The organism is Pontibacter diazotrophicus, assembly GCF_003367245.1.
Lineage (GTDB): Bacteria > Bacteroidota > Bacteroidia > Cytophagales > Hymenobacteraceae > Pontibacter > Pontibacter diazotrophicus.
On record NZ_QRGR01000031.1, the window covers coordinates 1 to 15745 of the forward strand.

A 15745-nucleotide genomic window follows, 5' to 3' on the forward strand; every position below is an offset into this window, starting at 1 on the left:
CCTCAAACAATCCTGTATAGGCACTGCCGCTCAGCACAAGGGAGGCATGGGTGTCCTCCAGCATGAAGCGGATGCGCTCCCGGGGGTAGCTGGGGTCAATCGGCACGTAGGCGCCGCCTGCCTTCAGTATCCCCAGTTGGGCTGTGACAAGCTCTACAGAGCGGTCCAGGCAGACTGGCACCAGCGTCTCCTGCTTTACACCTCTTTCTTGAAGATAGTGCGCCAGCTGGTTTGCCCGTGCATTCAACTCCCCGTACGTCAGCTGCTCTTCTCCGAAGCTCACAGCCACGGCATCAGGTGCCTTGGCTGCCTGCTGCTCAAAAAGGCCTACCAGCGTGTTGTTCTGTGGATAGGCTACTGCGGAAGGGTTGAACGCCTCAACAAGCTCGGCACGCTCTTCCGCCGTCAACAGCTCCAGCTCCGACAGGTTTAACTCCGGTTGACTTACAATTTGCTGTAGCACGCTTGCAAAGTGACCGCGGATTCTTTCTATTGTTTCTTCGCTTAACAAGCTGGCGTTGTAACTGAAATTCAGCGACAGTTGCTCTATTGCCTGGCAGCTAATGGATAAAGGATAATTTGTTTGCTCTTCTACCTCCACCTCGCTTACCTTCAGCTGCCACTGGCGTGAGAGCACCTCGCCTACAGGGTAGTTTTCAAATACAAGTAAACTGTCAAACAAGTCTCCCTTCAGTCCCTGCCAGTTTTGTATTGTGCTAAGCGGTGTATAGGCGTAATCTCTGGCTTCTATGTGTGCCTGCTGCAACTCTTCCAGCCAGGCATGCACGGCCTTGTCTTCTTCTATTCTGCTGCGCAAGGGCAGTGTATTGATGTATAGACCTACCCGCTGCTCTGCCCCTGCCAGTTCTGCAGGTCTTCCCGCAACTGTAACGCCATACAAGGCATCCGGCTGGCCACTATATTTTGATACTAAGAATGCCCATACACCCTGAATCAGCGTGTTGAGTGTCAGGTGGTGCGATTGGCTGTATGCCTGCAATGCATGGTGCAGGGACTCTTCCACCTTCCACTCCACTTTCTGGTAAAGCTTGTCCGCTCCTTTGTTCCTGTTCTGTTTATCATTTACAAAAGGCAGCAGGCTGGTTCCTTCGACACCAGACAGGTAGCGCTTCCAGAATTGCTCTGCTTCCTGCTCGTCTTTCTTCTGGATGTATTGGATGAAGTCCTCATAGCGGTCTTCATTTCCTGTTTCATGCGTTTCTTCCTGTAAAAGATGTTCATAAGTGCTAAGCATCTCATGCATCAGCACCGGCATAGACCAACCGTCCAGCAGCAGGTGGTGGTACGTCCAAACCATCTGGTAAACATCATCTGTTAGTTGAATGATTGTAATCCGGAGCAGCGGTGCCTGTTCAAAGTCAAAGCCTTTTTTCTGATCTGCAGCCCGGTAAGCAGCAATCTGTTCTTTTTGTTCCTGATTGCTTAAGTGCCGGTAGTCCAGCACCTCAAACGGCAACTCTACTGTGTTGTGTACACACTGCACCGGCACGCTCAGGTCCTGGTGAAAAGAGCTTCGCAGGATGCTGTGCTTTTGTAACAGATACTCCCAGGTGGTTCTGAACTTATCTACATGCAGTTTTTCAAACCTGCAGCTCATCTGCTCGATGTAAGACAGGGAGTCCTTATCATACAGGCTATGGAACAATAAACCTTCCTGCAGCGGGCTCAGGCCATACACGCTGCTAACCTGCTCATGAAGCGGCTTGCTTCCGTATTCTTTTTGCAGGAATCCTTCCAGCTCCTGATAACCTACTTTCCCTGTTAAACCACAATCCGATGGCGTGTATAGCGGGAAGTCCTTTTGCTGGCAGTGCGTGATAAGACTGGTGAGGTTCTGCAAATACGCTTTTGCTAAGGATGCTATGGTATCAGCTTCATATTCTTTTGTGGAGTAGCGCCACTCCAGGCTTAGCTGCCCCTGCACAACGGATGCACCAATATCCAGCTTGCTACCTAATTGGTTCTTCTGGCTAACAGATGCCCCTGTCAGTTCTTCTGCCCAGGTAAAATGCCGGCTCCCTTTTAAAGCATTGTCTAACTGACCTAAGTAATTGAACACAATTTCGTATGTCTGGCCTGACAGGCTCTGACGTATCGTTTTATCCGGGTGCAGGTAGCGCAGGGCTCCAAAGCCAAGCCCTTTATCCGGCAACTGGCGCAACTGCTCTTTCACCGATTGGATCACACCTGAGGCTGATTGCTCTTCTTTCAGAGAAAGCAGCACAGGATACAAGTTGGTGAACCAGCCCACTGTATGACTGATATCCACTTCTGAACTGATATCCTCTCTGCCGTGGCCCTCCAAACCGATGACTATCTCAGACTGATTTATCCAGCTGCTGATAGTTTTTGCCAGGGCAGCCAACAGTATATCATTTATCTGTGTATGATAAGCCTGCTGTACTTCCGTCAATAAAGCCTGCGTCAGAGACTCATTTAATGAAACGCTGTAGCACTGCTGGTCCGCAACAAAGGAGGGTTCAGCATGCGCTTTATCTATTGGTAGTTTGAATTCCGCTTTTGCAAATTTCTGCCAATAGGTCAACTGCCGTACAGCCTTTGTTTCCGCATACTGCTGCAGCACCCCTTGCCACTGACGGTAAGAGCTGCCTTTTATTCCCAGGTCAATTTCTTTTCTCTGGCTGATGGCCATCAGGCTTTGCTCCAGGTCTTCCAGCAATATGCGCCAGGAAACGCCATCCACTGCCAGGTGGTGTATCACAAGGAGCAGCCGATTTTCTTTTTCTTCTTCAGGAGTTTGCAGCAGCGCTGCCTTAGTTATTTCTCCTTTCTCCAGATTCAGGCTCTGCTGATAGGCATCGCATACTGTTGTGATGCCCGTTTTGAGGGCACTTCCGGACAAGTCTTTTAAACTGATGGTATCCACCTTCCCCAACTCAGGCGCATACTTACTATATACCTGACGCCACTTCTCCTTCTTCTGATGGTAAGCGAAACGTAAGGCATCATGCTGCTCTATCAGCGCCGTTAGCGCCTGGCTTAGCTGATCTGAAGAAAGGGCCTTGTCTACTTTCAGTAAAAGGGACTGGTTGAAGTGGTGCGGCTCCCGAAGCTCCTGCTCAAAGAACCACTGCTGTATCGGCAGTAAACCTGCCTCGCCTGTTAACTCTCCCTGTTCTGCCTGTATCTGCGCCGCTGTTAGTGCCACTGCAGCAAGAGAAGCCACTGTCTGGTGCTCGAACACGTCCCGCGGCTGGAAAGAGAAGCCTGCTAACTTTGCCCGGCTCACCAGCTGTATGGTAACAATGGAGTCTCCGCCCAACTCGAAGAAGTTGTCTTCCACGCCCACTCTTTCCACCTGCAGCAGCTCCTGCCATATCTTCGCCAGCTTCTCCTCGGTCTCTGTTCGTGGCGCAACGTAGCTGTTTGCCAGCGCCTCGCCTGCGTCCACCTCCGGCAGTGCCTTCTTGTTCACCTTGCCGTTGGCTGTAAGCGGAATCTCCTCCAGCTCCACCAGCAGGGACGGCACCATGTACTCCGGAAGCTTTGCCTTCATCTGGCTGATGATGGCCTCCCTATCGAACTCCTCCGCCACTGCATACCCGATGAGGCGCTTGTTGCCGTTGGCATCTGCCTTGGCAACCACTACCGCCTGCTGCACTCCCCGGCACTGGCTCAGCACGCTCTCCACCTCGCCCAGCTCGATGCGGTAGCCGCGTATCTTCACCTGGTCGTCTATCCTCCCCAGGTACTCCAGGTTACTGTCAGAGAGCCACCTTACCAAGTCTCCTGTCCGGTACATCCTGGCGCCTGCCTCCTTGCTGAAGGGGTCTTTGACGAACCTCTCCTGCGTCAGTTCTTCTCTGTTGAGGTAGCCCCTTGCCACCTGCACGCCCCCGATGCACAGCTCCCCGGCCACGCCCTGCGGCACCAGCCTGCCGGACTTGTCCAGCACGTAGGCGCTGGTGTTGCTGATGGGCTTGCCGATTGGAGGAAGCCCCTGCTGCCGGGCGGCAGGCAGTGTGTAGGAGGTGGCCACCACCGTGTTCTCCGTTGGGCCGTAGTTGTTGACCAGCCTGTAAGAGAGGTGAGAAGTGTCGATGGAGCGAAGCTGGTCCCCTCCCGTCACCACGTACTCAAGGGCCAGCCCCTGTGGCTGCTCCTGCCTCACCAGCCCGTCCACCAGGGCGGTGGGAACGAAGCTGTGGGTGATGCCCCTCTCATTGTAGAAAGCCAGCAGCCTCTCTGCCTCCAGGCGCTGCTCGTCCTCCACGATGTAGAGGCTGGCGCCGGAGACAAGCACCGGCCACACCTCCCAGGCGGAGGCGTCGAAGCCCACGCCCGCCATCATGGTAGACCTGCTATTGGAGCTTAAGCTGAATTCTTTCATGTGCCAGGAGCACAGGTTCACCACGCCCCCGTGCTCCACCAGCACGCCCTTGGGCTTGCCTGTAGAACCCGAGGTGTAAATCACGTAGGCAAGGTTCGAGGGCTGCAACTTTACATCAGGTTTCTCTGATGATTCTTTCGCTATCTTGTCCCAATCAGAATCCAGCAGCACCAACTCTCTCTCTTCTCCATCCAACAATCCTTTATAGGCACTGCCGCTCAGCACAAGGGAGGCATCGGTGTCCTCCAGCATGAAGCGGATGCGCTCCTGGGGGTAGCTCGGGTCAACCGGCACGTAGGCACCGCCTGCCTTCAGGATGCCCAGTTGGGCTGTGACAAGCGCTACAGAGCGGTCGAGGCAGACAGGCACCAGCGTCTCCTGCTTTACTCCTCTTTTCTGCAGGTAGTGCGCCAGCTGGTTTGCCCTGGCGTTCAGCTCCCCGTACGTCAGCTGCTCTTCTCCAAAGGATACAGCAGGAGCCTCTGGTGTTTTTGCCGCCTGCTCCTCGAAAAGCTCTACCAGCGTTTTGTCTCCTGGGTAAGCCACTGCGGAAGGGTTGAAGGCCTCAACAAGCTCAACACGCTCGTCCTGCGTTAACAGCTCCAGCTCCGACAGGCTTAACTCCGGCTGCTTCAGCACCTGTAAGAGCAGTTGCTGGTAGTGCCCCAGCATGCGCTTTACAGTCGACGCTCTGAATAGATCTTTACAGTACTCAACTGTTATAGCTATACCCTCCGAAGTCATGGAGACCGTCACGCTAAGGTCAAACTTAGCTGTTGCGCTTTCGAGCTCCTCTTCTGTTAAGCTTACTTCTCCTAATTTGAGTGCTGAGACAGTACTTGTGTTCTGCAACGTAAACATTACCTGGAACAGCGGTGTACGGCTCAGGTCTCTGGCTACTCCAACAGTTTCCACCACTTTCTCAAATGGCACGTCCTGGTGAGCATACGCCTCCAGCGTTGTGGATTTAACTTCCTGCAGTAGTGACCTGAAACTCAGCTCCGGACTGAGATGCGTGCGCAGTGCCAGTGTGTTAACGAAAAAGCCGATGAGCGGCTCCACTTCTGCCTGGCGACGGCCCGCTATGGGGCTTCCTACGCAAATGTCTTCCTGGCCGCTGTAACGGTAAAGCAGCACTTTCATCACGGAAAGAAGGCTCATAAAAGAGGTTACTCCTTCTTTTCGGGACAAAGTCTCCAGGGCTTCCCCCACCTTGCGCTCCAGTTGAAGAGAAACCTTTCCTCCGGTCTTAGCCTGTACAGTCGGACGGGCATAGTCTGTAGGAAGCTCTAATGCCGCCACTCCCTCCAGTTTCTCCTTCCAATAGCTGAGTTGCTCATCCAGCACCTCCCCCTGCAGGTAACGGCGCTGCCACAAAGCAAAGTCGCTGTACTGCACGTCTAAAGGAGGTAATTCTGCAACAGCGGAATCTCCACCTGCCTCATAAAGCCTTGTCAGTTCATTTACCAGTATGGGCACAGACCAGCCATCTGAGGCGATATGATGCAGGACCACTACAAGTAAATGATCCTGCTTTGAAAAGCGCACCAGCACAGCCCGCAGCATGAAATCCTGACTCAGGTCGAAGGGGTGCAGCACCGTCTCCTGAATAAAGGCACGCATTTCAGCAGCATCCGCAAAGCATACCTCATCCATATAACTTAGATGCCACTCCTCTTCCAGTACCTGCTGATAGGCGCGGCCGACATCCTGCCTTATCACAGTTCGAAGCACCTCATGGCGCTGGACAATCTTCCGGAGGGAAAGGGAAAGTGATTTTACATCTAAATCGCCTCTGAGTCTGAAGGCTGCAGGAAGATGGTAATGACTGCTGCCCTCCAACTGGTCGATGAACCACAGGCGTTCCTGTGAAAAGGATAAAGGTAATTTATCATCTGCACTGTGAGGGACAGCCGCGATGGCAGGCAGGAGTTTGGATGATTTCTTTGACGTTACCTGTTTTGCAAGCGCTGCTATGGTAGGATGAGAAAACACGTCTTTAATCTGCAGCTCAGACAGAAGGGTTTTGCGCACCAATGAAACAAGCCTTGTAGCCAGCAACGAATGTCCGCCGAGTTCAAAGAAATTGTCCTCTATCCCCACACGCTCCACTTGCAGGAGATTCTGCCATATTGCCGCCAGCTTCTCCTCTGTCTCGTTGCTGGGGGCAACGTAGCTGTTGGTTAGCGTCTCTGAAGCGTCCACCTCTGGCAAGGCTTTCTTGTCTATTTTGCCGTTTGAGTTCAAAGGAATTTCCTTCAACTCAATCAGAATCGAAGGCACCATATAGTCAGGTAGTTTGGCTTTCATCTGGCTGATGAGCGCTTCCCTGTCAAACTCTCCGGCGGCTACCACATAGCCGATAAGCCGCTTGCTACCGTTAACATCTTCTTTGGCAACGACTACTGCCTGCTTTACTCCCTGACAATGACTTAGTACACTCTCCACCTCGCCCAGCTCAATGCGGTAGCCCCGAACCTTCACCTGGTCATCGAACCGTCCCAGATACTCCAGGTTTCCATCTGCCAGCCACCTGACAATATCTCCCGTGCGGTACATGCTGGCGCCTGCCTCCTGGCTGAAAGGGTCGTGCACAAACTTCTTCTTAGTCAACTCCTCTCTGTTGAGGTAGCCCCTTGCCACCTGCACACCGCCGATGCACAATTCTCCGGCGACACCTTGCGGCATCAATCTGCCTGCCTTGTCCAGCACATAGTGCGGGGTGTTAGCAAGCGGCCTGCCGATAGGCAGTACAGAGCCCTCAAACGAGGAGGAATAGGCATACTCCGTTGAGGTTACCGTTGTCTCTGTTGGCCCGTACTCATTGTAAAAACGGGTGAAGGCACCCCACTCGCTGGCCAGGCTGACAGGGCATGCCTCGCCTCCGGCAATTACTCTTCTCAGATGCCCGTATTTACCTGCCTTCATTTGCTGCAGGTAACTTGGGGTAGCATGCATGTGCGTCACCCCTTCTTTAGTGAGCAACTGTGCCAGACCATCAGGATTAAGCAGCAACTCCTTTGAAACAAGTATCAGACTTGCACCATTGCACAGGGCCAGGAATATCTGCTCCACAGAAGCATCAAAAGCATAATTAGAAAGCTGCAGTATTTTTTCGTCGCTCTTAATAGTGAATTCTTTCGTTTGCTGGCTAACCAGGTTCACCACGCCTTTATGCTCGATGAGTACGCCTTTTGGCCTTCCTGTAGAGCCGGAGGTGTAGATGACATAAGCAAGGTTATCCGGCTGAAGCGCAGTATCAGGTTTGCTAGCCACTTCCTGAGCTATCTGCTCCCATTCCTCATCCAGCAGCACCAGCTTTTTATCTTCCTCTCCTTCAAACAAACCGGCATAGGCACTGCTGCTCAGCACAAGCGCTGCCTGCGTATCCTCCAGCATAAAGCGGATTCTTTCCTGCGGATAGGTGGGGTCAATCGGAACATAGGCACCTCCCGCTTTCATCACACCCAACAGGCCCACAATCATTTCAAATGAACGGTCTATGCAGATGGGAACCAGTGATTCCTCCCGTACCCCCTTCGCCTGGAGATAATTGGCTAGCTGGTTTGCTTTCTGGTCTAGCTGCTGATAGGTAAGCTGCTGCTTATCAAAAATTAGCGCAGTGGCATCCGGGGTGCGGGCGGCCTGCTCCTCGAAGAGGTCCAGCAGGGTTTCTTTATGGGGGAATAACGCAGCCGGAGCATTGAATTTTTCCAGCAGCTGCCGCCGCTCTTTTTCCGGTACAATGTCTAAGTCTGCCACTCTTTCTTCAAGCGCCGCAGGAAACTGTTCCATGATAAACAGCAAGCGCTGCCCCAGCAGCTCGGCCTCTTCTTTTGTGAAATAGGAAAGGTGGTAATCGATGCGTAACTGTAAAGGCTGGTTTTTACCATAGTCCCGCCACCAGAATTGGATGGGCTGGCTTTCATATTGGCTTGACAAATCAAATAAATTTGCCTGTATCCCTTCCATGTCTACCTCAAAATCCAGCATGGCATAATTCACGACTACATCAAATATCTGATTACGCCCTTTTGCCATCAGCTTCAACTCCCTGTTCAGGTGACTAATGGGATAACTTTGGTAGCGGTAATCGGTGCGTTGCTGTTGTTTTACAGCTTGTAGTAAGCTGCTTACAGACATGGTAGGTTCGTAATGCCCCTTGAAAGGAATCATACCTGCAAAAAGCCCCACCGTGCTTCGCTGCTGCTTGTTTCTTCTGTTATGGACAGGAATTCCGAAAACAACGTCTTCCCGGTTTTCGGTCCGGGCAAAGTAAATGGTTAAAGCTGCTAATGTTAGTTGTTGCAGGCTTGTGTTGGTTTGCAGGGCCGCTGCCTCAAAGAGTATTTTCTGAGCTTCTGATATTTCGCTAACAAAAGTTCCACTCTGCCCCTTTAGCCCATTTATCCGCGTTTTTAGCAAAGGATCCGGCACCTCTGTAAATTGCTCTTTCCAATGGGCTCCGTCCTTCTGATAAGAATCTGAGTCCAGGTAGGCCAGGGCTTTTGTTACCTCCTTTTCATAGCTGGCGTACCGAAACGCGAAGAGGTCTGCAGGAGCATTTATCAGGTGAGAGTATTTTCGGGCAACATAATGGGCGAGAACAGCAAATCCAAAACCATCTGTTATCAGGTGATGAAAGCGCCCATATAACCAATGCTCCTCCTCTGAAATTTTGAGTAAACTCAATTCATACAGCGTGCCTTCCAGATCGAAAGCAATATTGAACCGGTCCTGCATCCAGTGCAAAGCCTTCACCTTTGGGTCCGTTTCATCACTGAAATCCTGCTCTTCTATTTCAAGGGCAAAATGTTCCTGCAAAAAAGTGCAGAAAGGAGCTTCATCTGTACATGCAATCTGCATTCTAAGCACATCGAATACTGTGGGCAGGCTTTTGCAAGCTTCCTTGAACTCTTCCTTTTTTAGCTGCCCTTTAAGCACCATGTAACCACCGACATTGTAATGCGGACTATCGCAATCTGTCACCTGATCATAATAGATTTCCTGCTGGGCTGGGTGCAGTTGTACCAGGGCAGAAGAGAGACCTGCCTTCTTTGAGAAGTTCAATGTTTCCATAAGTAAAGTAGTGTTTACAGAGCAGCTGAGAACGCAATCATGTCAATTTGATAAAAGCTTATTCAACAATAGAAAATAGCTCCCTTTATACATTGAAAAAATAAATTTTATTACGAAATTATTCAACGAAAAAGCGTTTTTAAATATTAAAACATGATTTATTTCAAAATATCATTGCTTATTACCTACACAACAGATGATTAGTTATAACATTAAAAAAAATGTTAGTGAATGGTGTAATTTAAGCAGTAAACCCATTAGAATCTAAGATTAAAACCATCATCAGTGCGTTTATGAGATTCAGGAGAAATCGAAAAAACAATATTTTAAATATTAGAAATATATCGTCTGTGTGATAAGAATCAAAGTTTAGTCATCGATAATAATCAATACTTCGTTCTAGTTGTATAAAAGCCACTGGATATAATCCTTGGCCGAATAGTTTATATAAAAAATTGCACATGTACAGCACTCTGTATACCAGTGCATTAAGCAACAAGTAATACGTTTAGTGTTATGCCCACAACTCAAATTCTTCCAGCTACAATTATTTTACATTTTATCTTATTATAATACATATTCTTAAAATCCTGAGTCGTCAGTTCAGTTTCAAAATAAATGTATCTCAGCTAGTTAGGTTGTCTTCTAAAAATCAATGTGAGGATGTTTTACAATTTTGCTACTGCACCAACTATTATCGGATTGTTTTTGTATACATGCCCCTTTAAGAGCATACTTAGCGTGAAAACAAAACCTTTTTCTCCCGATAGACGAACAACACCTCTTCCTAATCGTTAATTTTGTATATGAGTATCCAGCTTCCACTTATCACAGATCCCCTTCTTCAGGATGAGATCGAAAGAAATGGTAAAATCAAGGTGTTTGAGCCTGGACAAACTATCATTGAGCCGGGGCAGTACATCAAGATGGTCCCTATCATTCTAGAGGGTGCTGTAAAAGTGATGCGTACAGATGAGGAAGGGCATGAGCTTTTTCTGTACTACATAGAAAGCGGTGAAACCTGTGCCGTATCCTTAACCTGTTGCAGTACCTCAGACCCCAGCGATATAAAAGCGGTGGCAGAGGAAAAAACAACCGTTATAGGTGTCCCTGTCCGGAAGCATGAGGAATGGACAAACGAATTTCGCCAGTGGAAAGACTTTGTTGCGATGACTTACCAAAAGCGCTTTCAGGAAATGCTGAAGGCGATTGATGATATCGCATTTAAAAGGATGGATGAACGCTTGCTGAAGTATTTGATTGTAAAGTCGAAGCAGTTGAACACACTCGAACTCACGATGACTCATCAGCAAATAGCCAGTGAACTGGGGACCTCCAGAGAAGTTATATCCAGGCTTCTCAAGCAACTGGAGAAAAGAAAACTGGTTGAGTTGGAAAGGAACAGAGTTTACGTGCGTGATAATTTGGCTGGGTTACTTGAAGACATAGACCGGTAAATGCCAGCTATATATTTTTAAAGATTGTCACTCCTTTCACTTCCTCTAACTTCTATAGAACGGCTCCCCCTTTTACTTATATAGAAGATAAAGAGCATCCCACAAGTCTTCATCAATCCTTTCACTGATTCCTTCCCTCGCATTCTTCTACCAGGGGAAGCCAATGTGACAAGAGTCACAGACTTTTCTTTATGACGTGCCTATCTTTGTATCATAAGTTTAAGGAAAAGCAAAAAACATGAAGACGAAGCAATTTGAAGACAAAGGGCTGGCCCACTACTCCTACGCTATACTAAGTGAGGAAAACAGGGAGATTGTATTGATTGACCCTGCCCGTGATCCACAGCCATACTATACTTATGCTCAAGAAAATGACGCTAAAATTGTAGGGGTGATAGAAACGCACCCACACGCTGACTTTGTGAGTTCGCACCTGGAAATCCATGAGGAAACCGGGGCCACTATATATACCCATAGCATGGTGGGGGCAGACTACCCGCACCAAACTTTTGACGAAGGCGCTGTACTGCAGTTGGGCGAAATTAAACTCCGGTCGCTGCACACACCGGGCCACTCCCCTGACGGCATCAGCATTGTGCTGGAGCACGGCGGAGAAGATGTAGCCGTGTTTACAGGGGACACACTCTTTATTAGTGACGTGGGCCGGCCGGATTTAAGAGAAAGTGCTGGAAACATTACTGCGCAAAGGGAGGAGCTGGCCCGTCAGATGTATCATAGCACCCGTGAAAAACTGATGAAGCTGCATGATGACGTGCTGGTATACCCGGCACATGGAGCGGGTACCCTCTGCGGCAAAGGCCTGAGCGAAGCTAACAGCAGTACCATCGGTACCGAGAAAGCCACCAACTATGCCCTGCAGCCAATGAGTGAGAACGCATTTGTGAGGCTGATTATCGAGGACCAACCTTTTATGCCCAAATACTTTGGTTATGATGTGGGCCTCAATAAGAAAGGAGCACCTGCCTGCCAGCAATCACTGAAGGGTGTAAAGAGATTAGATAAAAATGCTGCGCCGAAAAAGGCTGTTGTGATAGTGGACGCCCGCCCCCAGGAACAATTTAAGAAAGGGCATCTGAAAGGAGCCATCAACATCCAAAACGGCAATAAGTTTGAGACGTGGCTGGGAAGCATTGTTGGTCCGGATGAAAAGTTCTATTTGGTAGCAGCATCAGAAGAATCCCTGCAAGAGCTTATCCGAAAAGCAGCCAAAATAGGCTATGAGCTTAATATGGCAGGAGCCTTTTTATATGATAAAGAAGATGGTGAAGAGAGTAAGGCTTTTGACGCAGAAAAGTTTAGAGCCAGGGAAAATGATTTCACAATCGTTGATATACGCAACAGCAGTGAGACCAAGGCCGGAAAATTCTTTGACCAGGCCATTACCATACCTTTACCAGAGCTAAGGGAAAGAGCCTGCGAGATTCCGACGGATAAACCCGTTGTGGTGCATTGTGCCGGAGGCTACCGTTCGGCAGCTGGCAGCAGCATACTGGAGGGGCTGCTTCCTGTTGAAGTTTTGGACATGAGTGAAGCAGTGACAGAACTAAAGGGTAAATAAGGAGTTAAAGAGGCGCTTTTGAATTTTGCATCTTCTTTACAGGTCCTGCAAGAATGTAGTACCAAATATAAACTCTTCGCTCCTTTAGCATGCATTGTTCCTGTGTGATGAAAGTCACAGTGGCGACGGCGTGTATACTTTAATTTTGCATCAGTTTATAAGCTGTCTGCTTTATATATCAGGTAGCGGGACAAAAACTGAGCATACAAAAAACGTGAATCAGAGAATGGAAAGAATAATAGAATGGATGAGCCAGCCGTGGCCCTGGTATGTGGCGGGCCCCTTGATCACCCTTACCATGCTGTTACTGCTGTTTGCAGGCAAAAGCTTCGGTGTATCAGACACTTTACGGACAACCTGCGCCATTGGAGGCGGTGGTAAAGTAAGTGACTTCTTTGACTTTGACTGGAGAAAGCAGGTATGGAACCTTGTTTTCGTTCTTGGTGCAGTTATCGGAGGGTTTATTGCCTCCACCTGGCTACAGCAGCCTGAGCCGATTCCGCTGGCACAGGACACCGTCGTGAAGCTGCAGGAACTGGGCATCAGCAACCCCGGGGCAAATTACCTGCCGGAGGAAATCTTTAGCTGGGATAGCCTCTTTACTTTGAGAGGATTCGTGATGCTGGTATTCGGAGGGTTTCTCATTGGTTTCGGAGCACGCTATGCGGGGGGGTGTACTTCAGGACACGCCATCAGCGGACTGAGTAACCTGCAGCTGCCATCGCTGATTGCCGTTATCGGCTTCTTTATCGGCGGTCTTATTATGACCTATCTGCTGCTGCCTGTCATTTTAACCCTTTAATAATTAGATATTATGAAATATTTCACTTATTTATCTATCGGCACCTTGTTTGGGATTATCATGACCAAATCACAGGCTATTTCCTGGTACAGGATCTACGAAATGTTCCGCTTCGATGCCTTCCACATGTACGGTATCATTGGGTCGGCCGTCATACTGGGCATCATCAGCGTTGCTCTCATTAAGAAATACAAGTTCAAATCAACAGAAGGTATGCCAATTTCCTTCACCGCTAAGAACATGAGTATTCCGCGCTACCTTTTTGGCGGCACCATCTTTGGCTTAGGATGGGCCATGACGGGCGCCTGCCCCGGTCCGATTTACACGCTGCTAGGGACTGGATACAGCGTTATTCTGGTCGTTCTCTTAAGTGCTATTCTGGGAACACTTACATATGGTGTCGTCAAAAACAGGCTTCCTCATTAGGGGAAGCCTGTGCTTTAACTGAATGTTCTATGTTCGTTTTGATTAACGCAGGTAGCTATTATGAGCCCCTTTAGCTTCGCTTTCCTGTGTGATATTTGTCACTGTACCCGCCTAAATGCTACACTAGCTTTGTAGTATAAACTATGGCAACACATAAATGGAATTAATCGGATACATCGCGGCCCTAGTTATCGGGCTTTCATTGGGGCTCATCGGCGGGGGTGGCTCTATTTTAACGGTACCGGCACTGGTTTACCTGCTGGGCTTTAGCCCTGTCATCTCAACAGCCTACTCTCTTTTTATTGTGGGACTCACCAGCCTGGTAGGGAGCTATCAGTTTTACAAAAAGGGTTTGGTGAGCCTTAAGACAGCGCTTGTTTTCGGAATCCCTTCTATTGTGGCAGTTTATACTACGCGGCGCTACATAGTACCGGCCATTCCGGACAGCATCTTTACCATTGGCGGCTTTGAAGTAACTAAAGGTATCCTGCTCATGCTGCTCTTTGCAAGCCTGATGGTCTTCGCCTCCATCAGCATGATCAGGCAAAAGCATAAGCCAGGTGGCACTGCTGACGAGAACATGGGCCGTGACATACTGGATGAGCACGAACAGCCAAAAGACCAAAATCAAAAGTTCAACTACGGCGGCATTCTGGCCGAAGGTGCCGTGGTGGGTACATTAACCGGCCTGGTGGGAGCAGGTGGCGGTTTCCTGATCATACCGGCGCTGGTGCTGTTTAGCAAGCTGGACATGAAGATGGCTGTAGGTACTTCGCTGCTGATTATTGCTGTGAAATCACTGTTCGGCTTTATTGGGGATATCTATAATTACGAAGTAGACTGGTCCTTTCTGGGCTTTTTCTCGCTTCTGTCTATTGCGGGTATCTTTCTGGGGTCTTTCCTATCTACCAAAATTCAGGCGGACAAGCTTAGGACAGCCTTTGGGTGGTTTGTGCTGGTGATGGGTATTTATATCATCGGGAAAGAAATATTCTTCTAAAACAGGCTTCCCAGACTTTGTGAATCACGCATAAAAAAACTCAAATGCCCCCCTTTTTCAGGCTGTTATTTAATAGCTGTACCTTTATAAATTATCAGAGGAACCCAACGCATGCAGAAGAATAAACTATCACTTAAAGATATACCGGGCTGGGCTATCATACTAGTCTTATTTGGAGGACTTTACATAGCTGGTTTGCATACAGAAGCCATCGGGCAGGTACAGCGATTGCTATTGGCAACAGGCGTCATGAAAGCGGATGTACCTGAACCTGCGGCGGCTGTGAACTATCATGATGCAGGAGAGTCCGCTGCTTCCGGTTCAGCGGATATGGTAGGAGCCGGTTTCCAACTGGTAAGTCTGGACGGGAAAGCAGTGCCTTTTGAGAGCCTGAGAGGGAAAGTTGTTTTCATGAACATCTGGGCGACCTGGTGCCCGCCTTGTATAGCCGAAATGCCAAATATTCAGAGCCTGTACGAGAAGATAGACTCCGACAAGATAGCTTTTGTCATGCTTTCGGTAGATGAGGGCGGCACAGAGAAGGTAAAAAAATTCATAGACAAGAAAGGCTATACTTTCCCGGTGTATATGCCAGCTAGTCAGTTCCCGCAGGAGTTTCACTCGAACGCCATCCCAACCACCTTCATCATTTCGCCTGAAGGCAAGATTGTAGCCAAACAAGAAGGCATGGCTGAATACGACACAAAAGAAGTGCGGGATTTTCTGCAAAGTATGGTTAAGGAATAAAAGGCTCTAAGGCTCACAGTAAAAGAAATGCTAATGCCCACATTTAAAACCTACCCGCTTGCCTTCATTAGAATTTGATGTAATCAGGTTTAGTTTTTTGGGAGACAGCAATTTTACCACTTCAACTGAACTATGCGCCATAGCTTCTCAAGGAATTTTTGAGCCAAGGGCCTCCGAGAAAATTTGATGCTGTCTGTTTTCGAAAATTGATGACAGTGGTTATTCTGGCAAAAGCATTGATGAGAAAAGCGGAAGTAGTGGAGCAAAATTGAAACATAAGAGA

7 protein-coding genes are annotated in these 15745 nt (G+C 48.9%); 6 read left to right on the forward strand and 1 reads right to left on the reverse strand.

All coding sequences use genetic code 11. From position 1 onward, the window contains the following. A partial coding sequence (locus tag DXT99_RS21925; RefSeq protein WP_115567743.1) for a non-ribosomal peptide synthetase occupies nt 1-9451 on the reverse strand: 9451 nt, incomplete at its 3' end. Nucleotides 9452-10257: 806 nt separating this feature from the next. Between DXT99_RS21925 and DXT99_RS21930 the strand changes: the two genes are divergently transcribed. The 6 genes from DXT99_RS21930 (at nt 10258) to DXT99_RS21955 (ending at nt 15462) form a co-directional block, all read left to right on the forward strand. After that, entirely contained in the window at nt 10258-10908 is a 651-nt protein-coding gene (locus DXT99_RS21930) for a Crp/Fnr family transcriptional regulator (protein ID WP_115567744.1), read from the forward strand. 238 nt (nt 10909-11146) lie between these two features. Beyond that, entirely contained in the window at nt 11147-12487 is a 1341-nt protein-coding gene (locus tag DXT99_RS21935; protein WP_115567745.1) for an MBL fold metallo-hydrolase, read from the forward strand. Between the two features lie 130 nt (nt 12488-12617). Further along, nucleotides 12618-13289: a YeeE/YedE family protein gene (locus DXT99_RS21940; protein ID WP_262511376.1), complete on the forward strand. Its 672-nt coding sequence runs from the start codon at nt 12618-12620 to the stop codon at nt 13287-13289. A gap of 12 nt (nt 13290-13301) precedes the next feature. Next, nucleotides 13302-13715 (forward strand): DUF6691 family protein, encoded by a 414-nt coding sequence (locus DXT99_RS21945; RefSeq protein WP_115567746.1) that lies wholly within the window; start codon nt 13302-13304, stop codon nt 13713-13715. 157 nt (nt 13716-13872) lie between these two features. Further along, nucleotides 13873-14715 carry a sulfite exporter TauE/SafE family protein gene (locus DXT99_RS21950; RefSeq protein ID WP_115567747.1) on the forward strand — a complete coding sequence of 281 codons (843 nt, stop codon included), beginning with the start codon at nt 13873-13875 and terminating at the stop codon, nt 14713-14715. 111 nt (nt 14716-14826) lie between these two features. Beyond that, entirely contained in the window at nt 14827-15462 is a 636-nt protein-coding gene (locus DXT99_RS21955) for a TlpA family protein disulfide reductase (protein WP_115567748.1), read from the forward strand. Nucleotides 15463-15745: the final 283 nt, after the last annotated feature.

What these genes read in the sequence shown, in the direction of transcription:
- DXT99_RS21930 (WP_115567744.1), top strand. Translation starts at nt 10,258, where the DNA reads ATGAGTATCCAGCTTCCACTTATCACAGATCCCCTTCTTCAGGATGAG.
- DXT99_RS21935 (WP_115567745.1), top strand. Translation starts at nt 11,147, where the DNA reads ATGAAGACGAAGCAATTTGAAGACAAAGGGCTGGCCCACTACTCCTAC.
- DXT99_RS21945 (WP_115567746.1), top strand. Translation starts at nt 13,302, where the DNA reads ATGAAATATTTCACTTATTTATCTATCGGCACCTTGTTTGGGATTATC.
- DXT99_RS21950 (WP_115567747.1), top strand. Translation starts at nt 13,873, where the DNA reads ATGGAATTAATCGGATACATCGCGGCCCTAGTTATCGGGCTTTCATTG.
- DXT99_RS21955 (WP_115567748.1), top strand. Translation starts at nt 14,827, where the DNA reads ATGCAGAAGAATAAACTATCACTTAAAGATATACCGGGCTGGGCTATC.